This window comes from Mesorhizobium sp. M1088 (assembly GCF_040318575.1).
Taxonomy (GTDB): Bacteria; Pseudomonadota; Alphaproteobacteria; order Rhizobiales; family Rhizobiaceae; genus Mesorhizobium.
Window position 1 is genome coordinate 111,156 of record NZ_JAMYMO010000002.1, and the last position, 23,785, is coordinate 134,940.

Annotated in this window: 22 protein-coding genes; 7 read left to right on the forward strand and 15 right to left on the reverse strand. The window is 63.8% G+C overall.

Translation table 11 applies throughout. The features are described from left to right. Positions 1-73: 73 nt before the first annotated feature. Positions 74-460 (reverse strand): CopM family metallochaperone, encoded by a 387-nt coding sequence (gene copM / locus NKH49_RS03295; protein WP_023676379.1) that lies wholly within the window; start codon positions 458-460, stop codon positions 74-76. Between the two features lie 43 nt (positions 461-503). Next, positions 504-3,008, reverse strand: coding sequence for a heavy metal translocating P-type ATPase (locus NKH49_RS03300; protein WP_352613824.1), 2,505 nt, complete (start codon positions 3,006-3,008; stop codon positions 504-506). A gap of 226 nt (positions 3,009-3,234) precedes the next feature. On the opposite strand from NKH49_RS03300, the gene NKH49_RS03305 reads away from it, so the two are divergent. The 5 genes from NKH49_RS03305 (at position 3,235) to NKH49_RS03325 (ending at position 10,560) form a co-directional block, all read left to right on the forward strand. Then, positions 3,235-6,033 carry a [protein-PII] uridylyltransferase gene (locus NKH49_RS03305; protein ID WP_352613825.1) on the forward strand — a complete coding sequence of 933 codons (2,799 nt, stop codon included), beginning with the start codon at positions 3,235-3,237 and terminating at the stop codon, positions 6,031-6,033. 46 nt (positions 6,034-6,079) lie between these two features. Next, positions 6,080-7,678: a murein biosynthesis integral membrane protein MurJ gene (gene murJ, locus NKH49_RS03310; RefSeq protein ID WP_352613826.1), complete on the forward strand. Its 1,599-nt coding sequence runs from the start codon at positions 6,080-6,082 to the stop codon at positions 7,676-7,678. A 280-nt stretch (positions 7,679-7,958) separates the two neighbouring features. Continuing rightward, positions 7,959-9,035, forward strand: a complete 1,077-nt coding sequence (gene trpS / locus NKH49_RS03315) for a tryptophan--tRNA ligase (protein ID WP_352613827.1) — start codon at positions 7,959-7,961, stop codon at positions 9,033-9,035. 185 nt (positions 9,036-9,220) lie between these two features. Beyond that, a complete protein-coding gene (locus NKH49_RS03320; protein WP_023717912.1) occupies positions 9,221-9,712 on the forward strand; it encodes a universal stress protein in 492 nt (163 codons plus the stop codon). A 278-nt stretch (positions 9,713-9,990) separates the two neighbouring features. Beyond that, positions 9,991-10,560, forward strand: coding sequence for a NifU family protein (locus NKH49_RS03325; protein ID WP_023676386.1), 570 nt, complete (start codon positions 9,991-9,993; stop codon positions 10,558-10,560). A gap of 110 nt (positions 10,561-10,670) precedes the next feature. On the opposite strand, the gene NKH49_RS03330 is transcribed toward NKH49_RS03325, so the two are convergent. The 4 genes from NKH49_RS03330 to NKH49_RS03345 all read right to left on the reverse strand — a co-directional run bounded on the left by NKH49_RS03330 (position 10,671) and on the right by NKH49_RS03345 (position 12,320). Beyond that, positions 10,671-11,288: a L,D-transpeptidase gene (locus tag NKH49_RS03330; RefSeq protein ID WP_352448678.1), complete on the reverse strand. Its 618-nt coding sequence runs from the start codon at positions 11,286-11,288 to the stop codon at positions 10,671-10,673. 338 nt (positions 11,289-11,626) lie between these two features. After that, positions 11,627-11,752 carry a hypothetical protein gene (locus NKH49_RS03335; protein WP_352467528.1) on the reverse strand — a complete coding sequence of 42 codons (126 nt, stop codon included), beginning with the start codon at positions 11,750-11,752 and terminating at the stop codon, positions 11,627-11,629. Continuing rightward, a complete protein-coding gene (locus NKH49_RS03340) occupies positions 11,753-11,881 on the reverse strand; it encodes a hypothetical protein (protein WP_302893588.1) in 129 nt (42 codons plus the stop codon). It lies immediately after the preceding gene. Between the two features lie 112 nt (positions 11,882-11,993). After that, positions 11,994-12,320, reverse strand: a complete 327-nt coding sequence (locus NKH49_RS03345) for a GYD domain-containing protein (RefSeq protein WP_352613828.1) — start codon at positions 12,318-12,320, stop codon at positions 11,994-11,996. Positions 12,321-12,474: 154 nt separating this feature from the next. Here NKH49_RS03345 and NKH49_RS03350 point away from each other — a divergent pair, with 154 nt between their 5' ends. Beyond that, entirely contained in the window at positions 12,475-12,774 is a 300-nt protein-coding gene (locus NKH49_RS03350) for a DUF1330 domain-containing protein (protein WP_352613829.1), read from the forward strand. Between the two features lie 672 nt (positions 12,775-13,446). On the opposite strand, the gene NKH49_RS03355 is transcribed toward NKH49_RS03350, so the two are convergent. Next, positions 13,447-13,770 carry a hypothetical protein gene (locus NKH49_RS03355; RefSeq protein WP_352613830.1) on the reverse strand — a complete coding sequence of 108 codons (324 nt, stop codon included), beginning with the start codon at positions 13,768-13,770 and terminating at the stop codon, positions 13,447-13,449. Positions 13,771-13,984: 214 nt separating this feature from the next. Between NKH49_RS03355 and NKH49_RS03360 the strand changes: the two genes are divergently transcribed. Next, positions 13,985-14,485: an MmcB family DNA repair protein gene (locus NKH49_RS03360; protein WP_352540450.1), complete on the forward strand. Its 501-nt coding sequence runs from the start codon at positions 13,985-13,987 to the stop codon at positions 14,483-14,485. Between the two features lie 422 nt (positions 14,486-14,907). Here the strand turns inward: NKH49_RS03360 and NKH49_RS03365 are convergent, their stop codons facing one another. The 8 genes from NKH49_RS03365 to NKH49_RS03400 all read right to left on the reverse strand — a co-directional run bounded on the left by NKH49_RS03365 (position 14,908) and on the right by NKH49_RS03400 (position 23,689). Further along, positions 14,908-15,270 (reverse strand): nuclear transport factor 2 family protein, encoded by a 363-nt coding sequence (locus NKH49_RS03365; RefSeq protein WP_352448516.1) that lies wholly within the window; start codon positions 15,268-15,270, stop codon positions 14,908-14,910. Between the two features lie 85 nt (positions 15,271-15,355). Continuing rightward, positions 15,356-15,829 carry a carboxymuconolactone decarboxylase family protein gene (locus NKH49_RS03370; protein ID WP_352448517.1) on the reverse strand — a complete coding sequence of 158 codons (474 nt, stop codon included), beginning with the start codon at positions 15,827-15,829 and terminating at the stop codon, positions 15,356-15,358. Positions 15,830-15,940: 111 nt separating this feature from the next. Continuing rightward, on the reverse strand, positions 15,941-17,494 hold the full coding sequence (locus tag NKH49_RS03375) for an alpha/beta fold hydrolase (protein WP_352613831.1): 1,554 nt from the start codon (positions 17,492-17,494) through the stop codon (positions 15,941-15,943). A 105-nt stretch (positions 17,495-17,599) separates the two neighbouring features. Then, positions 17,600-17,908 (reverse strand): formate dehydrogenase subunit delta, encoded by a 309-nt coding sequence (locus NKH49_RS03380; RefSeq protein WP_352613832.1) that lies wholly within the window; start codon positions 17,906-17,908, stop codon positions 17,600-17,602. Beyond that, entirely contained in the window at positions 17,898-18,728 is an 831-nt protein-coding gene (fdhD, locus tag NKH49_RS03385; protein WP_352871220.1) for a formate dehydrogenase accessory sulfurtransferase FdhD, read from the reverse strand. The genes NKH49_RS03380 and fdhD overlap by 11 nt, the downstream gene beginning before the upstream one ends. Positions 18,729-18,731: 3 nt before the next feature. Next, positions 18,732-21,644, reverse strand: a complete 2,913-nt coding sequence (gene fdhF, locus NKH49_RS03390; protein WP_352613834.1) for a formate dehydrogenase subunit alpha — start codon at positions 21,642-21,644, stop codon at positions 18,732-18,734. A 12-nt stretch (positions 21,645-21,656) separates the two neighbouring features. Continuing rightward, a complete protein-coding gene (locus NKH49_RS03395; protein ID WP_352613835.1) occupies positions 21,657-23,213 on the reverse strand; it encodes a formate dehydrogenase beta subunit in 1,557 nt (518 codons plus the stop codon). Then, positions 23,210-23,689 carry a formate dehydrogenase subunit gamma gene (locus NKH49_RS03400; RefSeq protein ID WP_352469988.1) on the reverse strand — a complete coding sequence of 160 codons (480 nt, stop codon included), beginning with the start codon at positions 23,687-23,689 and terminating at the stop codon, positions 23,210-23,212. The genes NKH49_RS03395 and NKH49_RS03400 overlap by 4 nt, the downstream gene beginning before the upstream one ends. Positions 23,690-23,785 lie beyond the last annotated feature (96 nt).

Sequence of the window (23,785 nt, forward strand, 5' to 3'; positions counted from 1 at the left end):
GTCGCCAAGGCAAATCCAGGTGAAGCAGAATCCAGGTGAGGCCTCTCGCCCGGATTTCCCGACAGCGTGACGCCTACTTCACCGGATGGGCGGCGAGCCAGTCCTGCATCTGCTTGATCTCGGCTTGCTGCGCGGCGATCACTGCTTCGGCCAGCTTGCGGATTTCCGGATCCTTGCCATTGGCGAGCTCAACCTTGGCCATGTCGATGGCCGCCTGGTGATGCGGGATCATGCCGCGAGCGAAATCGACGTCGGCATTGCCGGAATATTCGATTGCCATCATGTCGGTATGCATCTTGTCCATCGCCGCCTTATAGCCCTCGGTCGAGGGGCTCTGCGCGCCCATTGCGCCCATGTCGTGCTTCATCTCCTCGGCTTGTGCCGGAACGCTTTCGAGGAAAACGGCAAGCAGCATTCCCGCCGCCATCATCAGCAGCACGATCTTCTTGGCCAGGGTCATTCATCGTCTCCTTTTTTGAACAGGGTCTATCTGGAAGTTTTAATCAGAGTTTCAACGTCCTGAGCCGCAATGCGTTGGCGATGACCGAAACCGAAGACAGGCTCATCGCCGCCGCCGCAATCATCGGCGACAGCAGCGTGCCGGTGAGCGGATAAAGCACGCCGGCAGCAACCGGCACGCCAAGCACATTGTAGAGGAAAGCGAAAAACAGGTTCTGGCGGATGTTGCGGATCGTCGCGCGGGCCAGCGTCCTCGCCCTGACGATGCCGTTGAGATCGCCCTTGACCAGCGTAATTCCCGCACTTTCGACCGCAACATCGGCGCCGGTGCCCATAGCGATGCCGACATCGGCAGCGGCCAGTGCTGGCGCATCGTTGACCCCGTCGCCGGCCATGGCGACGCCGGCGCCGTTTGCACGCAATTCCTCGACCAGCGCACCCTTCTGCTCGGGCAAAAGCCCAGCACGCACCGCGTCGATGCCGAGCTTGGCTGCGATGGCCTTGGCGGTGCGCTCGTTGTCGCCGGTCGCCATGACGATCCTCAGCCCGCTGTCATGCAGCGCCTTGATCGCCTCGGCGGTGGTCGCCTTGATCGGGTCGGCAACGGCGACGAGGCCGGCGAGCTTGCCTGCGACAGCGACGAACATCGCGGTCTTGCCGTCGGCCTGCAGCGCCTCGGCGCTGGCCAGGACCGACGCCGTGTCGATGCCGAGATCGGCCATCATCGCGGCATTGCCGAGCGCCACCTTCTGCCCCGAAACCGTGCCGGAAACGCCCTTGCCGGTGACGGCCTCGAAACCGCCGGAGTCGGGGACCTTCACGCCGCGTTCGCGGGCGCCTTCGACGATCGCCTCGGCCAGCGGATGCTCCGAGCCTTTTTCGAGACCGGCGGCGAGCGACAGCAGCTCGTCCTGCGCCATGCCTTCGACGGCAACGACATCGGTCAGTCGCGGCCGGCCTTCGGTCAGCGTTCCCGTCTTGTCGACGATCAGCGTATCGACCGAGGCGAAGCGTTCGAGCGCCGCCGCTTCCTTGATCAGCACGCCGGCATGCGCGCCGCGCCCGGTGGCGGTCATGATCGACATTGGCGTGGCAAGGCCGAGCGCACAGGGACAGGCGATGATCAGCACCGAGACCGCCGAGACGATGGCAAAGACCAGGCTGGGTTCCGGTCCGACGATCGCCCAGGCGACGAACGCAATGATCGCAACCAGAACGACGGCCGGGACGAAGTAGAACGAGACGCGGTCGGCCAACCCCTGGATCGGCGCGCGTGAACGCTGCGCCTTGGCGACCAGCTCGACGATGCGCGCCAGCGTCGTCTCGGCGCCGACTTTGTCGGCGCGCATGATCAGCGAGCCGTTCTTGTTGAGCGTACCGCCGGTGAGGTTGTCGCCGTCGGTCTTTTCGACCGGCAGCGGCTCGCCTGTGATCATCGATTCGTCGATGGAGGAGCGCCCTTCGAGCACAATGCCGTCGACCGGCACGGCGTCGCCTGGGCGGATGCGCAAGCGGTCGCCGGCCTTGACGGTTTCGAGCGGCACGTCGTCTTCGGAACCGTCCGCGCCGATCAGCCGCGCCGTCTTCGGCGCCAGGTCGAGCAGCGCACGGATCGCCGAACCGGTTTTCTCGCGGGCACGCAATTCCAGCACCTGGCCGAGGAACACCAGCGCGACGATTACCGCCGCCGCCTCGAAATAGACCGGTACGGTGCCGTCATGGCCGCGGAACTGGTGCGGAAAGAGGCCTGGAAACAGCGTGGCGATGACGCTGTAGAGGTAGGCGGCACCGACGCCGAGCGAAATCAGCGTCCACATATTGGGGCTGCGGTTGAGGATCGAATCCCAGCCGCGGTGGAAGAACGGGAATGCCGCCCACAGCACCACCGGGCTGGCCAGCGCCAGCTCCAGCCAGACCTTCGCGCGGTCGTCGATGAAGGCCTGAAACGTCAGGCCGAGCATCGGCGCCATGGCGATGAGCAGCAACGGCACGGACAGCACCGCGCTCACCCAAAAGCGCCTGGTGAAGTCGACCAGTTCCGGGTTAGGCCCCTCGTCGCCGGTCGGCACGCCCATCGGTTCCAGCGCCATGCCGCAGATCGGGCAGGAGCCGGGCTTGTCGCGGATGATTTCCGGATGCATCGGGCAGGTGTATTGCGTGCCCTTGGGCATCGGCTGCGGCGCCGGCCTGTCGCCGAGATATTTTGCCGGCTCGGCCTCGAACTTCGCCTGGCAAGCGGCCGAGCAGAAATAGAAGCCCCGGCCCTCGTGCCGCAAAAAGTGCTTGGCCGTGGCGCGATCGACGCTCATGCCGCAGACGGGATCGGTAGCGGTCAGGTATTTTTCCGGCTCGGCGACGAATTTCGCGCGGCAGCTCTCGCTGCAGAAATGATAGCGACGGCCGTCATGCTCGGCCGTCGGCTTGCCGGCAGCCGGATCGACGGTCATGCCGCAGACCGGATCGCGGATGACGGCGTCCGCAGCAGAGGGGGCGCCTTTTGCCGAGCAGCAGCTGCCATGGGCGTGATGATGGTGATCGGAATGCGTCATGCCGAAAGCCCCTGTATTTCGATGTTGCGGCGGAGGTAGTGCTTCCAGTAACTGGAAGGTCAAGGGCCGATTTCGATTTTTCGTGGCCAGGCGCTAACCGAACCGGCCGCGGGCGCGAGATGATCCTCCTGTCGGCGGCTGCGGAGAACGCGTCCGTCCGCCCCATACCCAGCGCCGCGAAAACGCGCTATAGACGCCGCCGAAACGGCGAGGCCGAACGGCATCTATGGCAAGAATATCCCTGAAGCTCGAGGAACTGATCGACGGCGAAGCCTTGCGCCGCGAGATGACCGAACTGACCGCGGCCACGGCAGGCGACGGCTCCGGCAAGGCCGCGCGCAGCGGCGTCCTCAAGCTTCTCAAAAGCCGGCTCGCCGACGGCCGCACGGTCGCCGAACGCATGCTGATGGACGATGGCAGCGGCACCGCCTGCGCCGCCCGGCTGTCGCATCTGATGGATGAGATCATCCGCGCGCTCTACGATTTCGCCGCCACCCATGTCTATCGCGTCAAAAACCCGTCTTCGGCCGAGCGCATGGCGGTCGTCGCCGTCGGCGGCTATGGCCGCGGCACGCTGGCGCCCGGGTCCGACATCGATCTGCTGTTCCTGCTGCCCTACAAGCAGACGCCCTGGGGCGAGCAGATCGTCGAATACATGCTCTACATGCTGTGGGACCTCGGGCTGAAGGTCGGCCACGCCACGCGCAACATCGACGAGTGCCTCAGGCTGTCGCGCACCGACATCACCATCCGCACCTCGATCCTGGAGGCGCGCTTCCTGTGGGGCGAGCAAAAGCTCTATGACGAGCTTTTGCAGCGCTTCGACCACGAGGTGGTGCGCACCACCGGCCCCGAATATGTCCAGGCCAAGCTCGCCGAACGCGACGAGCGCCACGCCAAGGCCGGCGAGAGCCGTTACCTGGTCGAACCTAACGTCAAGGACGGCAAGGGCGGCCTGCGCGACCTGCAGACGCTGTTCTGGATCGCCAAATATTTCTACCGCGTGCGCACCGGCGAGGAACTGGTCGACAAGGGCGTCTTCACCGACGCCGAATACAGGGAATTCCAGAAGGCCGAGGATTTTCTATGGGCGGTGCGCTGCCACATGCATTTCCTCACCGGCAAGGCCGAGGAGCGGCTGCATTTCGATATCCAGCGCGATATTGCCGAGCGGCTGGGCTACACCACCCATCCCGGCCTGTCGGCGGTCGAGCGATTCATGAAGCACTACTTCCTCGTCGCCAAGGATGTCGGCGACCTGACCCGCATTTTCTGCGCCGCGCTGGAAGAAGAGCAGGCCAAGCATGTGCCGGGCTTCAACCGCATCTTTCTCACCTTTTCGCGGCGCAAGCGCAAGCTCGCCGGCACGGCCGATTTCATCGTCGACAACCACCGCATCAACATTGCCGACGACGAGGTGTTCGAGCGCGATCCGGTTAACCTGCTCAGGCTGTTCTGGTTTGCCGACAAGCATGGCCTGGAATTCCACCCCGATGCGCTGAAGCTTTTGACCCGCTCTCTCGGCCTCGTCGGCAAGGCGCTCAGGCGCGACGAGGAGGCCAATCGGCTGTTCCTCGATGTGTTGACCTCGGACCGCAACGCCGAGCTCAATCTGCGGCGCATGAACGAGGCCGGACTGCTTGCCAAGCTGATCCCGGACTTCGGCAAGATCGTCGCCATGATGCAGTTCTCGATGTACCACCACTACACCGTGGACGAGCATTTGATCCGCTGCATCGGCGTGCTGGCCGAGATCGAGCGCGGCGACGGCGAAAAGGTCCATCCACTCGCCCACTCGCTGATGCCGGGGCTGAAGAAGAGCCGCGAGGCGCTCTATGTCGCCGTGCTGCTGCACGACATCGCCAAGGGCAGGCCGGAGGACCATTCGCAAGCCGGCGCCAGGATCGCCCGGCGCATCTGCCCGCATATGGGGCTGTCGCCGGCCGACACCGAAACGGTTGCCTGGCTGGTCGAGAACCACCTCGTCATGTCGATGACGGCGCAGACCCGCGATCTCAACGACCGCAAGACGATCGAGGATTTTGCCGCCATCGTGCAGTCGGTCGAACGGCTGAAGATGCTGCTTGTGCTTACCGTCTGCGATATCCGCGGCGTCGGGCCTGGGGTCTGGAACGGCTGGAAGGGCCAGTTGCTGCGTACGCTCTACTACGAGACCGAGCTTTTGTTGACCGGCGGGTTTTCGGAGGTGTCGCGCGCCAAACGGACGGCGGCGGCGCGCGAACAACTGGCCGAGGCGCTTGCCGACTGGCCGGAAAAGGCCCGCAAGCGTTATGTCGGCCAGCACTACGAGAACTATCTGCTGGCGGTCGATCTTCCCGACCAGCTCCGCCATGCCGAATTCATCCGCGAGGCCGATCACGCCGGCAAGAAGCTCGCCACCATGGTCAAAACCCACCAGTTCGAGGCGGTGACCGAGATCACCGTGCTGGCGCAGGACCATCCGCGCCTGCTCTCGGTGATTGCCGGCGCCTGTGCCGCGGCCGGCGGCAACATCGTCGACGCGCAGATCTTCACCACCTCGGACGGCCGCGCGCTCGACACCATCCTGATCTCGAGGGAGTTCGACCGCGACGAGGACGAGCGCCGCCGTGCCGAGCGCGTCGGCCGGCTGATCGAGGACGTGCTGTCGGGCAAGAGCTGGCTGCCCGAAATGATCGAGAAGCGCACCAAGCCGCGGCGCGGCGCCAAGGTTTTCCGTATTCCGCCACGCGCCGAGATCCGCAACACGCTGTCGAACCGTTTCTCGGTGATCGAGGTCGAGGGGCTGGACAGGCCGGGCCTTCTGTCGGAGATCACCGGCATGTTGTCGGACCTGTCGCTCGACATCGCCTCGGCCCACATCACCACCTTCGGCGAAAAAGTCATCGACACGTTCTACGTCACCGATCTCACCGGCCAGAAGATCGACAGCCCGTCGCGTACGGCGACCATCCGCAACAGGCTGATCGCGGTGCTCGAGGGCACGGCGTCCGAGCGCGGCAAGACCAAAACGGCCGCCGAGTGACGGTTACCTTCCATTTGCCCCAATCGCACAGGCAGTCTTCAAGCGCATGAGCCTTGTCAAGAAATTCGCCACGGTCGCTTCCGGCACGCTGATGAGCCGCGCCCTCGGTTTCGGCCGCGAGATGCTGATGGCTGCCGCACTCGGCACCGGGCCGATCGCCGACGCCTTCAACGCCGCCTTCCAGTTTCCCAACACCTTTCGTCGGCTGTTCGCCGAAGGCGCCTTCAATGCCGCCTTCGTACCGCTATTCGCCAAGGAGATCGAGACACACGGCACCGACGGCGCCAAGCGCTTTTCCGAAGAGGTGTTCGGCGTCTTGTTCACGGCGCTTCTGGCGCTGACCATCGCCATGGAACTGGCGATGCCGCTGATCGTGCGCTACCTGGTGGCGCCGGGCTTTGCCGACACGCCGGGAAAATTCGAGACGACGGTGGCGCTGGCGACCGTCATGTTCCCCTACCTGATCTGCATGTCGCTCGGCGCCATGATGGCCGGCATGCTGAATTCGCTGCGCCGCTATTTCGCCGCCGCGGTGGCGCCGGTGTTCCTCAACGTCATCCTTATCGCCGTGCTTGCCTATGCCTGGTACAAGGGTTCGGACGCCCGCACCGTTGGTTTCGGCCTGGCCTGGGGCGTGCTGGCGGCCGGCCTGGTGCAGCTGGCGATCGTCTGGGCGGCGGTGCGCCATGCCGGCATTTCGATCGGCTTCCGGCGGCCGAAGATGACGCCGAACGTCAAGCGGCTGCTGATCCTGGCACTGCCGGCGGCGATCACCGGCGGCATCACCCAGATCAACCAGCTGATCGGCACGGCGATCGCGTCGGCGCAGGACAGCGCGGTGTCGTCGCTGGCCTATGCCGACCGCGTCTACCAGCTGCCGCTGGGCGTCGTCGGCGTCGCCGTCGCCATCGTGCTGTTGCCGGAACTGTCGCGGGCGCTGAAATCAGGCAATCTGGTCGAGGCCGCCAATCTGCAGAACCGCTCGGTCGAGTTTACCCTTTTCATGACCTTGCCGGCGGCGGCCGCGCTGCTGGTCATGTCCGAGCCGATCGTGCGGCTGGTCTATGAGCGCGGCGCCTTTGCCGCCAACAATTCGACGCCGACGGTCGCGGCAATCCTGGCGATCTTCGGCCTCGGCCTGCCGGCCTTCGTGCTGATCAAGGCGTTCACCCCAGGCTATTTCGCCCGCGAGGACACGCGCACGCCAATGATTTTTGCCGCCATCTCGGTGGCGGTTAACATTACGACGGCGCTGACGCTGTTTCCGACCATGGGCGCGCCCGGCATTGCCGTTGCCTCCGCTGTCGCAGGCTGGGTCAATGCGGCGATGCTGCTCGCCGTGCTGATCCGGCGCGGCCATTGGGGCCGCGACGTGCCGCTCATGAAACGCATCCCGCGGCTGGTGCTGTCGGCGGCGGTGATGGCCGCGGCGCTCTATTTTGCCGAACACTGGTTCGCCGCAAGTCTCGGCTCCGGCTCGCCGCTGGTGATCAAGGCGGTAACCCTGCTTGCGCTCGTCGCCGGCGGAGCGCTGCTTTACTTCGTCACCGCCTTCGCCACCGGCGGCGCCGATTTCGGCATGATCCGCCGCAATATCGGGCGCAAGGGCTCCCAGCCGGTCACGGAGCAATCTCCGGATCCGTGAGGGGGAAATTCATCAGCGCCAATTTTGTTCTTGCTTTGTGCCGGCAGCTATGTTATTAATTTCGGTATGGTGCTAATTGGCTCCAACGACCCGCCCACCGAGGCGGGTTTTTGTTTCTGGTCGGCGCCATCCCTCAAACAGCCTTCTGTTCGGCCGACGTCAAAGCCTGCGCGCCCTGGCCAACGCCCCTCTTGATCGTCTCCTCGCTCTCGTCCATAAGCGCGCCGTCGCAAGACTTTCGCCGCGCGCGAAACGGCCCTCCACAAGCCAGGGAAACACCATGACCGATCAGCCCCCCTTCAAACCGCTCGTTTTTTCCGGCGTCCAGCCAACCGGCAATCTGCATCTCGGCAATTATCTCGGCGCCATCAAGAAATTCGTCGCCCTGCAGGACACCTCCGACTGTATCTATTGCGTCGTCGATCTGCATTCGCTGACCGCACAGCTCGTCTATGAGGATCTTCAGGACCAGACGCGTTCGATCACCGCGGCGTTTCTCGCCTCGGGCATCGACCCGAAAAAACACATCGTCTTCAACCAGTCGCGGGTGATGCAGCACGCCGAGCTTGCCTGGATCTTCAACTGCGTGGCGCGCATCGGTTGGATGAACCGCATGACGCAGTTCAAGGACAAGGCCGGCAAGGACCGCGAGAACGCCTCGCTCGGCCTGCTCGCCTATCCCTCCCTGATGGCCGCCGACATCCTCGTCTACCGCGCCACCCACGTGCCGGTCGGCGACGACCAGAAGCAGCATCTGGAGCTGACCCGCGACATCGCGCAGAAATTCAACAACGACTTTTCGGACCGCATCGCAGCGCTTGGCGTCGGCGTCGAAATGGAGGTCGGCGAAGAGACGGTGAACGGCTATTTCCCGCTGACCGAGCCGGTCATCGGCGGCCCGGCAGCGCGCATCATGTCGCTGCGCGACGGTTCGAAGAAGATGTCGAAATCCGATCCGTCGGACCTGTCGCGCATCAACCTGACCGACGATGCCGACGCCATCTCGAAGAAGATCCGCAAGGCCAAGACCGACCCGGAGGCTTTGCCCGGCGAACTGGACGGGCTTGCCGGCCGGCCGGAAGCGGAAAACCTCGTCGGCATCTATGCCGGCCTCGCCGAAATCTCGAAAGAGGCGGTGCTGAAGGAATATGGCGGCCAGCAGTTTTCGGTGTTCAAGCCGGCGCTGGCCGACCTTGCGGTGGAAAAGCTGGCGCCGATCGCCGGCGAGATGCGCCGCATCTCCGGCGACCGCGCCTATGTCGACGCGGTGCTGCGCGATGGCGGCGAGCGTGCCGGCACATTGGCCGAAGCGACCATGAAGACCGTGCGCGACATTATCGGCCTGCTGCAAGGCTAATGCATGTCGCGCAAAAGTGTGCAGCGGTTTTGCGATAACGACATGCATAAAACAGGAACCTGAAGCGCGTCGCTGGTCGAACGCATCGCGCTTTAAGCTGCACCAGCATTGCCACAGCCGCCGGTCGCTTGCGGGCGGGCTGTGGCGGTGGCAGATTGCGGCCGAAACCATCGAACAGGGTGAATATGGTCTCCAAACGCCTCAGCCGCGAAGCCGGTCATCGCCGCAAGTTCCTGGCGATCATCGACGATACGCCCGAATGCGAGCGCGCCGTCGCCTACGCCTCGAAGCGGGCGCAAAGCACGGGCGGCGTGCTGGTGCTGCTCTATGTCATCGAGCCGGATGATTTCCAGCACTGGCTGGGCGTCGAGAAGATCATGCGCGAGGAGGCGACCGCCACGGCGCGTGCCGCACTGGACAGCTACGCCAACAAGGTGCGCCAGAAGCTCGGCATCGAGCCGGAACTGGTGGTCCGCGAGGGCAAGCCTACCGAAGAGATCCACAAGCTGATCGAGGAAGACCAGGACATCGCCATTCTGGTGCTGGCGGCAGGCGCCGGCAAGGAAGGCCCAGGGCCGCTGGTCGGCGCGGTCGCCGGCAAGGGCGCCGCCTTTCCGATTCCCGTCACGGTGGTGCCGCAGAATCTGTCGGACGAAGAGATCGACAGCCTCGCCTGAGATGCGCTGATATTCAGGTGAGGCCGGCCTGCAATTGGCGGCTTCCTGCGCTTCCGGTGCTCACGTACCGAAAGTACGCTCCGCTCCGGTTCTCGGAACCCACCATTTTCGGCTCGGCCTGACCTGAATCTCAACACATCTCCAAGCGTTTCAGGGCGCTAGCAAAACATTCCGCCAGCCAGCCGTTCCCCGCGATGCCTTTCGCTTGAATGTCGGGCGGATAAAGCCTAATTAGAATTATTCCAAACTAGCTGCCCCAAACGGGCACGGAGACGGCCATGTTCATCCAGACCGAGTCGACGCCAAACCCGGCGACGCTGAAATTCCTGCCTGGCAAGGAAGTGCTGCAAGAAGGCACCGCCGATTTCCGCGATGCCGATAGCGCCGCGACGGCTTCGCCGCTCGCCGGCCGGCTGTTCGAAATCCCCGGCGTCACCGGCGTCTTCTTCGGCTATGATTTCATCACCGTGACCAAGGACGGCCCCGACTGGCAGCATCTGAAGCCGGCTATCCTCGGCGCCATCATGGAGCATTTCATGTCCGGCGCCCCGGTGATGGCCAAGGCCGGCCCCGCCGCCGAGACCAGCCAGACCGGCGAATTCTACGACAAGGCCGACGAGGAGCTGGTCGTCACCATCAAGGAGCTGCTCGACACGCGGGTGCGCCCGGCGGTGGCCCAGGACGGCGGCGACATCACCTTCCGCGGCTTCGAGAACGGCACCGTGTTCCTGCACATGAAGGGCGCCTGCGCCGGCTGCCCGTCGTCGACGGCGACGCTGAAGCACGGCATCCAGAACCTGCTCCGGCACTTTGTGCCGGAAGTGCAGCACGTCGAACAGGTCTCCTGACGCACCGTTCCATCGTCAACGTCGATAGACAACAAAAAACCGGGCCAAAGTGCCCGGTTTTCTGTTTGCGACGTCTGTGTTGTTGCCTAGACGGTCCGCGTATAAGGGTTTTATATCACAATGACCTTGGCGCCGACCGAGGTGCGGTCGTAGAGGTCGATAATGTCCTGGTTCATCAGCCGGATGCAGCCCGACGACATCGCCTTGCCGATCGAATTCCATTCCGGGCTGCCATGCAGGCGATAACCCATGTCGCCGCCCTTGTTGAACAGGTACATAGCGCGGGCGCCGAGCGGGTTCTTCAACCCCGGCTCCATGCCACCGGCAAACTTGGCCAGCTCCGGCTGGCGCTTGATCATCTGCGAAGGCGGTGTCCAGGTCGGCCATTCGCGCTTCAGCGCGATATGGGCGGTGCCGTGCCATTCGAAACCCTCACGGCCGACGCCGATGCCGTAGCGCATCGCTTCGCCGTCGCCCATGACGAAATAGAGGAACTTGTTCTGCGTGTCGACGATAATGGTGCCCGGCTTTTCCCTGGTGTCGTAGTCGACGATCTGCCGGCGGTATTTGAACGGCACCTTTTCGATCGGAACGCGCGGCAGGTGATAGCCGGCGTCGGTCACCGCGCCGTAGTTGTTGGTGAAGATCTGCGAGCCGATGGTGCTGCAACCGGCGACAGCCGTCGACAGCGCCAGGGCCGCGACGATTGCAAGTGACTTCATGCGCATGAAAAGGTCCGATGCCTGCCCAAACAACAGCGGCTCGAGTCGGCCGCTTTTTTCATCTTCATTCATGCTGGCATTTGCTTTGCTTGCCAAGCGGGCGATGCCTATATCCTTGGACTTGCGTGCTGGTAAACCCGCGACTATGGCATTTCGGCAACAGCCCCCGCAGGATTATGTTGCAAAATCAATGGGGCCAGGAACAAGGACCAGGAGACGAAGAAATCACCCATGAAGTCGGCGACGCTGCCCGGCGCTCTGGCCTGCGGCCAAGACCATCCGTTGCTACGAGGAGATCGGCCTGAGACGCGGCCGCCGCAGGGGAAAGTCCAGACGGGCCGGGTTTAATAAAGGACGCCGCGAAGCACGGTCCAAGCCAGAAGCCCGAACGTGCCGATCACCACCAATGCACCAAGGACCGTGCCGATCTTTTCAGGCAATCCATCGGGGCGACCAGGATCGTCGGCCATTCAACTATCGATCATGACGTAGGCCGCACCAAACACGGCAACGATAATTGCCCCAAGCACCGCCCAGCCTCTGATGGCCGAGCGGATTTCCTCCGGCGTCGCCGATTTCCGGTCGTCATCTTCCGTCATCTAATGCTCCTCCTAAAATCCGTGGCAGACATTGAAAACGCAAGCTGCAACGTGCGCCGTTCGAGAGCAAGCGTTCCCCAGCCTTCGACACTCCGCAAAGCGCGGACGGCGGTCACGATCCTGGCGGGCGATAGCGGATCGACTTCGCCCTCCCAAGCGCGTCCATCGTCTCTTCGACACTTAACAGGACGGTGGTTTCGTATGAGCTGAGCGCGCCTCCCGCACCGATGGCGAGCATGACGGATGCCATCGACACGTTGTCCGGCGCCTCCCACAGGTTCCAGCCATCGTACTCCCCGAAGGCATACCAGAACCCGTGCAGCTTTCCGCCGACCGACTCGATGTAGGAACGGGCAGCCTCGCGTCTGTCCTCGGGATTATCCATCAAGCGCGCCCAGGTTTCGGGCCTGTAGCTGAATCGCGTGAGATACATCGGCATGGTTCGTCTCCTCCCAGAGCTGCCCCCACCAAGACAGTTAAGCGCCCCAATCCGGGAGAACGCGAGTCGTTTCCGAGGCGTAGTACCGCTGGCTTAGTTGCGGGGCCGCTAATAGACCTGTTTCAATTGCCTTTTCCCAAGGGGAGTAAGGTCAATGGCCGCATATCTCATTGCTGATGTAGACGTAACCGACGCCGCCGTTTTCGAGGAATACCGCCGGGACGTGCCGGCAACCGAAGCCCGCTACGGGGGAAGGTACATCGCTCGCGGCGGAGCCACCAAAGTTCTGGAGGGCGATTGGGAACCTCATCGCCTCGTCATTGTCGAATTCCCCGACATGGCCTCCCTCCTGGCATGGTACGACTCTCCAGAATACGGCCGTCTCAAAGCCATCCGCGAACGCTGCGCAAAGACGAGAATTATTGCTCTGGAGGGCATGATGCCGGTTAGCTGAGGGCTGGGTCGATGACAATGGCAAATCTGAGTTGCCATATCTGGTGCGGCCCGGCGACGGGACAGGAGCATTCTGATATGAATCAGCAAGCTTTAAACTTGCGGGCGGGAAATGACGGCCAATGATGGGAGGATGACGCCGGAAGCACTCATTGACGGGACCTACAAATCAATATGACCCAACACCAGATCGGCAGGCGGTGTTACAGCGTGACCTAGGGTTGTGTCATGGCGTTGAAAATGCCGGCGCCAACTATCGCACATAAGGCTGCGGCCCCAAGCCCTCCCACAATGATGCACCACCAGGCGCGGCCTTTTCCCCGAAGCACGGGATTCATTTTTATCATCCGTCGCGCCAGAAGCCCCTGGTAGAGTGCATAAGAAGACCCGAAACCGGCGAGCCAAATGACGGAAAATACGACGCCCCGCACGAGCATCCTGTTGAGCCTGGTCTGCTCGGCCGTCAAACTTGCATTCTCAGTAACCATGCTTCGCCACCTCTTTGATTAGGCTGCGACCACTATCGGTCCTGCAGCGGTGAATATTAGATCAACGGCGACGCCTCGCGAAAACATAGCTCCCCTCACCCGTAGGAATTGCATTGCTAACGCGAGCGGCCCGCCTTGGGGTAGGGTGGGCCTTTATCGTTTCTCAAAAAGGCAAATTATGTACTTTACAAACAGGAAGGCCTGAAGACGCGGGTAGGCCCTTCTTCGGGCTTGATCACCAGCACAACGTTTTCTGGGTTTTGCCAAGGTAACAACATCACGTGCGCCGCAAAATCGTCTTCAGGGAAATGGTTGAAGCCACCACCGGCTACAAACATTTGCGGGTGCTTGCTGCCACCAAAGCTATCCTCGACGCTGTTAAGTTGTTGGAAGGGGGCGCGCTCTGCCAGCCATTCCTGTATGCTCTCGAAGAGAATGGGCAGGCCGTTCGGGCTCGATAGCTCTTCAGCAGAAGACGTACAAAGCACCACACCGCTCACGACGCTCATTGTGACTCAGCCATTGCCTAACGGGCCTTCTTGCCCGTCTCCAGCCGTTCGAAAGCAGCTTCTTCGTTGTGGAAGTGTGGCTCGAAAAGGACACTCATAACCCGGATTCCTACTGTGGATTCAAGGTATCAGGCACAGCGCCGTGTTTGTAAAGTGCGTAATCGCCCCGCAAAAACCGGTTCAAACCGTGAACAAAATCTGCCATGGTGCGGCCATGCCGATCATTTCACCTCTACCCCTCAATCCGCTCATCGATGGCCGCCAGTCGGAGCGCGCCATGCTGGTCAGGCGCGGCGTGCAGCGGCTGCTCAGGGATATGGGCGCGCATGTCTTGCCCGAACTGTCGCTGGCCACCGGCCGCCGCGCCGACCTCGTCGCGCTGACGCGCCAGGGCGACATCTGGATCATCGAGATCAAATCCTCGATCGAGGATTTCAGGGTCGACCGCAAATGGCCGGACTACCGGCTGCATTCCGACCGCTTCTTTTTCGCCACGCATCCCGGCGTGCCCCAGGAAATTTTTCCAGAGGAATGCGGCTTCATCCTCTCCGACGGCTATGGTGCCGAGATTTTGCGCGATGCGCCCGAGCACCGCATGGCGGCTGCGACGCGCAAGGCGCTGATGCTGCGGATCGCACGCGCCGGTGCGTCGCGGCTGCTCGCGGCCGAGCTTGCCGGCGTGTCGGTGCCGGCGGTGGACGGCGAGAGCGAGTAGGGGTTGCTCTCCGTAATTGTAGATGTGGGCGCTGCCCCTCATCCGGCTGCCGCCACCTTCTCCCCGTAAGTGACGGGGAGAAGGGAAATGGCCGGACTGCTATTCCACGATGCGGTAGATGTTCCACAGGCTGGTGCCCGACACGACATAGGGCTCCATCTCCTTGCCCCATTTGGCGTGCGCGGCGATCTTGCCGATCCTGGCGAAGAACGCCTCCAACTGGCGAGGCTTTCGACCTGGTGATGTGACCCGACCGTCGCTTCCCGCGCGCCGTTCGATCCGGTCATGATCTGGAACTTGAGATCGTCGAGACCGACCTGCGAGCCGATCTCGCGTTCTCATTCTTTAACAGTTCGAGCACGGTCTGCTTGTGGCCGAATTTTGCGTCGATCTGCCATCTGGCACTGAACATCGCCGCCTCCTTATTCGTCCCAGGCCTGCACGACCGTCTGCCGTGCGATCTGGCCGTTCTTCAGCTCCAGCATCGCCGCGCAGAATACCTTGGTCCCGTCCGGATAGGAGCAGGCCTGGGTGAAGGCGAGATTGTTGCCGTCGGCGATGGTGGTGTCGACCTTGTGGGTCATCGCCCGGCTGCAGATGTCGTCCCAGAACGTGGTGATCGCAGCGCGCCCGCGGATTTCGCGCGGCTTGCTCGGCGGGTTGTTGCGGTCGATCACCCGCACCAATGCGTCGTCGGCATAGAAGCTCGCCAGCAATTTTCCATCACGGCCCTCAATCGCCTTCTTGATCGCAGCGCCGTCTATCGTCTGTGTCTTGGTCAGCAATTTTTCCTCCATAGGCCCGTCTTCTCGGATCGGGTGGTTGCTTGATCAGGCACTGCCCGGCGCTCGCCGCCGGGCAGTGGCTTCTTCACTGCGACTTCGCCTTGACGGCCGCGAACACCTCGTCGGACTGCTTCTTGAAAGTGGCGAGATCGACCTGGCTGCCGTTGAGCATCGTCGACCAGTGGCGCACGATCGCCGCCATCGCCACCGCCTCCTTGATCTCCTCGTCGCTGGCGCCATTGAGCTTGGCCGCCTGCGTGTGGAAATAGATGCAGTACTGGCAGGGGATCTGCGAGGCGACGGCGAGGCCCATCAATTCCTTGGTCTTGCCGTCGAGCGCGGTGTTCGGGTTGAGCTGCACGCCCTTGATCTCGGCCCAGGCGCCGGCAACGGCGACGTCCGGCAGCGTCTTGAACATGTCCGGTACCGAGCCGAGCGTTGCCTGGATGTCCTTGTAGGCAGCCGTCGCCGAGGCGTCTTCGGCCTTGGCAGGAACGATCGCCAACAGCGCGCCGACGCCTGCCGCCAGCACCAGTGATTTGAGTGTCGACTTCAGCATTTTATTCCTCCCTTCGCAGCGCCTTTCCCGGCGACATCCGCCTGGCCTGCATGGGACGAAGTGATAGCGCTTACGCATGCCCGGCCGCTTCGCCCGAAAGCGCCATGGCTCCTATGGCCCGTGCGGGCCAGCGTGCCGCGCCGAGAACGCCGCCGCCGCCGCCCGCGACGGCAGGTCCAGCTTGAGCAGAATATTGGCGACGTGGCGCTTGACGGTGTGTTCGCTCAGCTCGAGTTCGGCGGCGATCGCGGCATTGCTCTTGCCATCGGCGATGAGGTTCACCACCTCGCTTTCGCGCGCCGTCAGTGCGGCCGGCTCGGCAGCTTTGGCCTTCGGCCGGCAGGCCGGCTCCAGATGCTGTTCCGAGGTCGCCTGCACCAGCGCCAGCGGTTCATCCAGCTCGTCAAGCGCGATGCGCCCGGCGTCATTGAAATGAAGCCCTGAACCGGCGGCGAGGTCGGCGACCAGCCGCGAAGCGAGGATGTCGCCGCGCCCGGCATGCGCGGCAAGCTGCATCGTCACGCGCGCCGTCAACCCCGTCGGCGGCCCACGCAACTCGACCTCGCCGACATGCACGCCCTGCGCGCTGGCGACGCCGATCTCCTGCGCCGCATCGCGCAGCGCCGCCGCGCAGCGTACGGCCCGCGCCGGGCCGTCGAAGCGCGCCATCATCAGCTCGCCATGCGTGCCGGCCGGGCGGCCGCCATGGCGCCCGACCAGCAGCCGCCATGTTTCCTGAAAACGTCGGCTGCGCTCGCTCCACATACGGTCGCCAAGCCGCGCCGTGTCGTAGATCCGGGTGACCAGCAGTGCAGCCAGCACGCGCTCGGCCTCGGCAACGGCGCGCGCTCCGGTCAGGAATTCCTCAATCAGATCGGCCACCCGGTCGACATCGCCGGTCCAGATCGGGTGGTCGCGCCCGGCCACCTCGACCAGCCGCGCATTCGGGATCTTCCTTGCCAGGAAGCGGCTGGCCTCCGGGTCGACGCGCGCATCGTTGCGGCGATGGATGAGCAGCGTCGGTGCGCTGATCGCCGCCAGCACGCCGCGCACGTCGATAGCCGCATTCATGCGGGCCAGGGCGATTGCCGCGGTCGGGCTCGCCGACAGCCGCTCGAAGCGCGCCCACCATGTGGCGAAACGCGGATCGTCGACGCGGCCGGGCGCGAAATGCGGCAGGGTGGCGCCGGTGCCCCATGCGGTCTCCGCCGTCGCGATGAACGCCTCAAGGCGTTCCGGCGGCATCACCCATTTGTGGAAATGCGCATAGCCGCCATAAAGCGCCAGCGCCCGCGTCCGCTCCGGGTAGGTGGCGGCGAACAGCATTGCCATCGGCGCGCCTTCCGAAGCGCCGAGCAAGGCGGCGCGGCCGCTGCCGGTCGCATCCATCACCGCGCGTACATCGTCCATGCGGGTTTCGAGGCTGGGCAGGTGGTGGACATCGACGCGGTCCGACAGACCGGTGCCGCGCTTGTCGAACAGGATCAGCCGTGAGAACGCGGAAAGCCGCTTCAACAGCCGGGTGTAGCCCTCGTCTTCCCAGTGCAGGTCGAGATTGGAAATGAAACCCGGCACGAAGACGAGATCGAGCGATCCCTGGCCGACCACCTGATAGGCGATCCGCACGTCGCCACTGAGCGCGTATCGAGTTTCGATCGGCCTCACGAGTTGTCCGCCCGACCCGACGATTTCTTATCGCCGGATCATAGCAGAGGCGCGCGGCTTGCGGCAGATGAAACTTTAGAGAGTGTGAATGTGGGCCCGCGGCGCCTACTTCTGTGACGCGGCGGCAGTCTCGGTGTTCGCTCCGCCAGCGCTGAAACCTGCGCCCTCCGGCGCGCCCGGCCGCTTGATGTGTGGCGCGGCCGCGACGACAAGCTCGTTGAACCCCTCGCCACCGCTGTCCAGCATCTCGAACAATTGCCGGCGCATCCTCGGCTCCCAGAACTTGTTGATGTGCTCGGCGACGCCGGCAATGCCTTGCTCGCGCGGCTTTGAGTGGAAAAAGGCGGCAATCTGGTTGGCCATGCGAACCAGCTTTTCGCTGGTGCTCATGAGGTGGCCTTCGTCATGCGACATGCTTGGCAACTCCGGAAACCACGCGGTCAGGATGGGTGAAAATATCGAAATCGTCGCCGCGCACCAGCGCCACCAGCGTCATGCCGGAATCGTCCGCGGTGCGGATGGCAAGTGCGGTCGGCGCCGAGACGGCAATGATGACGGCCGAGCCGATCGCCGCGGTCTTCTGCACCATCTCGACCGAAACGCGCGACGTGACGACGACGGCCCCCGACCTGCCGTCGATACCGGCTTTGGCCAGCGCGCCAGCCAGCTTGTCCAGTGCGTTATGGCGGCCGACATCCTCGCGCGCCATGACGATGCCCTTGCCGGGAAGGTAAAACCCGGCGGCGTGGACGGCACCGGTCTCGGCGTGCAGCGGCTGCAGCTTCGACAAAAGCTTGACCGAGCGGACGATGTCATTGGCCTGAAGTGTAAGTTGCGACGCACCGACCGGGTTTACCGAGCGCATCGCCTCCTCGATCGATTCGATGCCGCACAACCCGCAGCCGACCGGGCCGGCCAGGCGTCTGCGACGCGCTTCGAAGCGGGTGTTGGCCTGGTCCTTCAGCCGGATCTGGATATCGATGCCGGCGCCGTGATCCTCGACTTCGATCGCTTCGATTTCGTCCGGCGAGGCAACGATGCCTTCGGTCAGCGAGAAGCCGAGCGCGAAATCCTCGAAATCAGCCGGGCTTGCCATCATCACCGCATGCGTGGTGCCGGCAAAGGAGAACGCCACCGGCGTCTCTTCCGGCACCATGCGGTTGGCGGCCGCAGTGCCGCCGGCGCGGCGCGCGAGACGCGAGATCTGCGCAATGGCTTTGCGGCGCGCGGTCAAGGACTACTCCGCCGCTTCCAACTTCGCGATGCGGCGGCTTTGCTTTGCCTGCTCGTCATAGTCGCGCTGCCATTCCGACGGGCCGTTGGATGCACCCACCTGCACCGCGGTCACCTTGTATTCCGGGCAGTTGGTCGCCCAGTCGGAGAAGTCGGTGGTGATGACGTTAGCCTGGGTGTCGGGATGGTGGAAGGTCGTATAGACGACGCCCGGCGACACCCGCTCGGTGATCAGCGCGCGCAGCGTCGTCTCGCCCGAGCGGCTGGTCAGCCGCACCCAGTCGCCATCGCGCAGGCCGCGATTTTCGGCATCGTGCGGATGGATCTCCAGCCGGTCCTCGCTATGCCAGACCACGTTGTCGGTGCGCCGGGTCTGCGCGCCGACATTGTATTGCGACAGGATGCGGCCGGTGGTCAGCAGCAGCGGGAAGCGCGGTCCGGTCCTTTCGTCGGTCGCGACATATTCGGTGCGGATGAACTTGCCCTTGCCGCGCACGAAGCCGCCAATGTGCATGATCGGCGTGCCTTCCGGCGACTTCTCGTTGCAGGGCCACTGCACGGAGCCCACCCGGTCGAGAAGGTCGAAGGAAACGCCGGCGAAACTTGGTGTTGTCTTGGCGATCTCGTCCATGATCTGGGACGGATGCGTGTAGTTCCAGCCGAGGCCGAGCGCCTTGGCGAGCTCCTGCGTCGCTTCCCAGTCGGCATAGCCGCATTTCGGCTCCATTACCTTGCGCACCATGTTGATGCGGCGCTCGGCATTGGTGAAGGTGCCGTCCTTCTCGAGGAACGTCGAGCCGGGCAGGAACACATGCGCGTAGTTGGCCGTCTCGTTGAGGAAGAGGTCGTGCACGACGACGCATTCCATCGCGGCGAGACCGGCGGCGACATGCTTGGTGTCGGGGTCCGACTGCAGGATGTCCTCGCCCTGCACATACAGTCCCTTGAACGAGCCGTCGACGGCCGCATCCAGCATATTGGGGATGCGCAGGCCGGGCTCGTCGTCGAGCTTGACGCCCCACAGGCTCTCATAGATGGCGCGCACCGCGTCGCCTGAAATGTGGCGATAGCCGGGAAGCTCGTGCGGGAACGAGCCCATGTCGCAGGAGCCCTGCACATTGTTCTGGCCGCGCAGCGGGTTCACGCCGACGCCCGGCCGGCCGATATTGCCGGTCGCCATGGCGAGGTTGGCAATGGCGATGACGGTGGTCGAGCCCTGGCTGTGCTCGGTCACGCCGAGGCCGTAATAGATCGCGCCGTTACCGCCGCGGGCGTAGAGCCGCGCCGCGCCGCGTATGTCGTCGGGATCGACATTTGCAAGCTGGCCGATCACTTCCGGGCTATTTTCCGGCAGCGCCACGAACGATGCCCAGTCCTGGAACTCGTCCCAGTCGCAGCGCTCGCGGATGAAGGCCTCGTCGAACAGGCCCTCGGTGACGATGACATGGGCAAGTGCGGTCAGCATGGCGACGTTGGTGCCCGGCTTCAGCGGCAGATGGAACTGCGCCTCGACGTGGGCCGAGCGCACGATGTCGGTGCGGCGCGGATCGAGCACGATCAGCTTGGCGCCCTCGCGCATGCGCTTCTTCATGCGCGAGGCGAACACCGGATGCGCATCGGTCGGATTGGCGCCGATCAGCAGGATCACGTCCGTCTGCTCGATCGAATCGAAGTCCTGCGTGCCGGCGGAGGTGCCGAAGGTCTGGCCGAGGCCATAGCCGGTCGGCGAATGGCAGACACGGGCGCAGGTATCGACATTGTTGTTGCGGAAGCCCTGCCGGACCAGCTTCTGGACGAGGTAGGTCTCCTCGTTGGTGCAGCGCGACGAGGTGATGCCGCCGATCGAGGTGCGGCCGTACTGGTACTGGATGCGGCGGAATTCGTTGGCGGTATGGGTGAGCGCCTCTTCCCACGACACTTCGCGCCACGGATCACTGACCCGCTCGCGGATCATCGGCTTCAGGATCCGGTCCTTGTGCGTCGCATAGCCATAGGCGAAGCGGCCCTTGACGCAGGAGTGGCCGTGGTTGGCCTTGCCTGCCTTGTAGGGCATCATGCGGATGACCTCGTCGCCCTTGACCTCGGCCTTGAACGAACAGCCGACGCCGCAATAGGCGCAGGTGGTGACGGTCGAGCGCTCGGGCAGGCCTTTCGCCAGCACGGTCTTTTCCCTCAGCGCATCAGTCGGGCAGGCCTGCACGCAGGCCCCGCACGACACGCATTCGGAATTGACGAACGCCTCGTGCATGCCGGCCGAGACCCTGGATTCGAAGCCGCGGCCCTCGATGGTCAGCGCGAACGTGCCCTGCACCTCCTCGCAGGCGCGCACGCAGCGCGAACAGACGATGCACTGCGCCGGATCGTAGGTGAAATACGGGTTCGATTCATCGCGGGCGATGTAATCGATGGTCAGCGAGCCATGGCCGGGCGCCACCCCGTTTTCCTGCTTGACGTGGTTGCGGCCGTCCACGCCATAGCGGTTCTCGGTCAGGCCGACCGTCGTGACGACCTTGTCGAACTCGCTGGCGCCGGTGCCGGCCTTCTCGCCCCACGCCGCCGGGTAGTCGGAGACGTAGAGTTCCATCACGCCGCGGCGAATGGCGTTCAGCCGATCGGTCTGCGTATGCACGACCATGCCTTCGCCGACCGGCGTAGTGCATGAAGCCGGCGTGCCGCCGCGCCCGTCGATCTCGACGAGGCAGACCCGGCAGGAGCCGAACGAGTCCAGCATGTCGGTGGCGCAGAGTTTCGGGATTTCGACGCCGGCTTCCATCGATGCGCGCATGATCGAGGTCCCCGCCGGCACTGTTATCGACTTGCCGTCGACCGTCAGCGTCACTTGCTGCTCGGCTTCAGAGGCAGGTGTGCCGTAGTCGATTTCCTGGACCAGCGATTTGATGTCGAATGCCGCGTTCATGGCTGTCCGCTCCTATTCCGCTGCTTCGGCGACCGGCGTCGGCCGAAAGTCATCCGGGAAATGGTTGAGTGCACTCATCACTGGATATGGGGTGAAGCCGCCGAGAGCGCAAAGCGAGCCGAACTTCATTGTGTTGCAAAGGTCGGTGACCAGCGCGATCTGCTTTTCCGGTTCGACGTTCTGGGCGAGCCTGTCCAGCACCTCGACACCGCGAGTCGAGCCGATGCGGCACGGCGTGCACTTGCCGCAGCTCTCGATGGCGCAGAATTCCATGGCAAAGCGTGCCTGCTTCAGCATGTCGGCGCTGTCGTCGAAAACGACGATGCCGGCATGGCCGATCAGCCCGTCCTTGGCGGCAAACGCTTCGTAGTCGAACGGCGTGTCGAACAGCGCGCGCGGGAAGTAGGCGCCGAGCGGGCCACCCACCTGCACCGCTTTGACCGGGCGTCCCGTCGCCGTGCCGCCGCCGATATCGTCGACGATCTCGCCCAGCGTCATGCCGAACGCCGCCTCGTAGAGACCGGGATACTTGACGTTGCCGGCAATCTGGATCGGGATGGTGCCGCGTGAACGGCCCATGCCGAAATCCTTGTAGAAGGCAGCGCCCTTGTCCATGATCACCGGCACCGAGGCCAGCGAGATGACGTTGTTGATCACCGTCGGCTTGCCGAACAGGCCCTTGTGCGCCGGCAGCGGCGGCTTGGCCCGCACCTGCCCGCGCTTGCCTTCGAGGCTGTCGAGCAGCGCGGTCTCCTCGCCGCAGACATAGGCGCCGGCGCCGACGCGCACTTCCATGTCGAATGAATTGGCCGAGCCGAGCACATTGACGCCGAGCACGCCGGCCTTGCGGGCGATCTCGACAGCCTTCTGCATCACCGCCACCGCGTGCGGATATTCGGAGCGGATATAGATGAAGCCCTTGGTCGCGCCGGTGGCGATGCCGGCGATCGCCATGCCTTCGATCAGCACGAAGGGGTCGCCTTCCATGATCATGCGGTCGGCGAACGTGCCGGAATCGCCTTCATCGGCATTGCAGACGATGTATTTGCGGTCGGCCGACGTATCGAGCACAGTTTTCCATTTGATGCCGGTCGGGAAGCCGGCGCCGCCGCGACCGCGCAGCCCGGACTCGGTCACCTGCTTGACGACCTCGGCCGGCGTCATCGCCACTGCATTCTGCAGGCCCTTCAGCCCGCCATGCGCCTTGTAGTGGTCGAGCGACAGCGGATCGGTGACGCCGCAGCGCGCAAAGGTCAGCCTTGTCTGCCTTGCCAGGAACGGGATCTTGTCCGGTGCGCCCAGCCAGCGCTTGTGGTGGCCCCCGGTGAGGAAGCCGCAGTCGAACAGGCTTTTGACGTCGGATGGCTTCACCGGCCCGTAGGCGACGCGGCCAGTGGCTGTCGCAACCTCGACCATAGGCTCGAGGAAATAGGCGCCGCGCGAGCCGTTGCGCACGATCTTGGCCTCGATGCCGCGCTCGGCCAATTCCGCACGAACCGCCTTGGCAACCTTTTCCGCACCGAGCGCCAGCGCGCCGGAATCGCCGGGAATATAGATACGCGGGATCATGAGCGCACCTCGGCAACGATCTCGTTGAGCTTTTCGTCGTCGAGCCGCCCGATCACCTCCCCGTCCAGCATTGCCGACGGCGAGCAGGCGCAAAGGCCGAGGCAATAGACCGGCTCCAGTGTCACCGAACCGTCGCGGGTTGTCTCGTGGAAACCGATGCCCAGCAATGATTTGAGCTTGGCGGCAATCGCATCCGAGCCCATCGACTGGCAGGCTTCCGCCTGGCAGAGCTTCAGCACATGGCGGCCGGCGGGCTGGCTGCGGTAATCGTGATAGAAGGTGACGACGCCATGAACCTCGGCCCTGGAGATGTTCAGCGCCTCGGCGATGATCGGCAGTGCGTCCTGCGGCACATAACCGAACTCTTCCTGTATGCCGTGCAGGATCGGCAACAGCGGGCCTTCGAGGCCTTTCAGCTCGTGGATGATCGCCGCCGTGCGAGATGCGATCTCGGTACTTGCTAGCTGCATCGTCATGCAGCGCCCTCCCTGGTCGTGGCGGTCTTCCGCTAAGTGGTTAGGAAATCAGAGGAAACCCGCCAAATCAATAAAGCCGATCCGTTGCTCGATAGA

Coding starts and splice junctions, on each gene's coding strand:
- NKH49_RS03345 (WP_352613828.1), bottom strand. CDS start 12,320: ATGCCGATGTATCTCACGCGATTCAGCTACAGGCCCGAAACCTGGGCG.
- NKH49_RS03370 (WP_352448517.1), bottom strand. CDS start 15,829: ATGCTGAAGTCGACACTCAAATCACTGGTGCTGGCGGCAGGCGTCGGC.
- NKH49_RS03360 (WP_352540450.1), top strand. CDS start 13,985: ATGCCGATCATTTCACCTCTACCCCTCAATCCGCTCATCGATGGCCGC.
- NKH49_RS03330 (WP_352448678.1), bottom strand. CDS start 11,288: ATGCGCATGAAGTCACTTGCAATCGTCGCGGCCCTGGCGCTGTCGACG.
- NKH49_RS03355 (WP_352613830.1), bottom strand. CDS start 13,770: ATGAGCGTCGTGAGCGGTGTGGTGCTTTGTACGTCTTCTGCTGAAGAG.
- NKH49_RS03300 (WP_352613824.1), bottom strand. CDS start 3,008: ATGACGCATTCCGATCACCATCATCACGCCCATGGCAGCTGCTGCTCG.
- NKH49_RS03305 (WP_352613825.1), top strand. CDS start 3,235: ATGGCAAGAATATCCCTGAAGCTCGAGGAACTGATCGACGGCGAAGCC.
- NKH49_RS03335 (WP_352467528.1), bottom strand. CDS start 11,752: ATGGCCGACGATCCTGGTCGCCCCGATGGATTGCCTGAAAAGATCGGC.
- fdhF (WP_352613834.1), bottom strand. CDS start 21,644: ATGAACGCGGCATTCGACATCAAATCGCTGGTCCAGGAAATCGACTAC.
- NKH49_RS03350 (WP_352613829.1), top strand. CDS start 12,475: ATGGCCGCATATCTCATTGCTGATGTAGACGTAACCGACGCCGCCGTT.
- NKH49_RS03400 (WP_352469988.1), bottom strand. CDS start 23,689: ATGACGATGCAGCTAGCAAGTACCGAGATCGCATCTCGCACGGCGGCG.
- NKH49_RS03395 (WP_352613835.1), bottom strand. CDS start 23,213: ATGATCCCGCGTATCTATATTCCCGGCGATTCCGGCGCGCTGGCGCTC.
- trpS (WP_352613827.1), top strand. CDS start 7,959: ATGACCGATCAGCCCCCCTTCAAACCGCTCGTTTTTTCCGGCGTCCAG.
- murJ (WP_352613826.1), top strand. CDS start 6,080: ATGAGCCTTGTCAAGAAATTCGCCACGGTCGCTTCCGGCACGCTGATG.
- NKH49_RS03325 (WP_023676386.1), top strand. CDS start 9,991: ATGTTCATCCAGACCGAGTCGACGCCAAACCCGGCGACGCTGAAATTC.
- NKH49_RS03380 (WP_352613832.1), bottom strand. CDS start 17,908: ATGTCGCATGACGAAGGCCACCTCATGAGCACCAGCGAAAAGCTGGTT.
- NKH49_RS03340 (WP_302893588.1), bottom strand. CDS start 11,881: ATGACGGAAGATGACGACCGGAAATCGGCGACGCCGGAGGAAATCCGC.
- NKH49_RS03320 (WP_023717912.1), top strand. CDS start 9,221: ATGGTCTCCAAACGCCTCAGCCGCGAAGCCGGTCATCGCCGCAAGTTC.
- copM (WP_023676379.1), bottom strand. CDS start 460: ATGACCCTGGCCAAGAAGATCGTGCTGCTGATGATGGCGGCGGGAATG.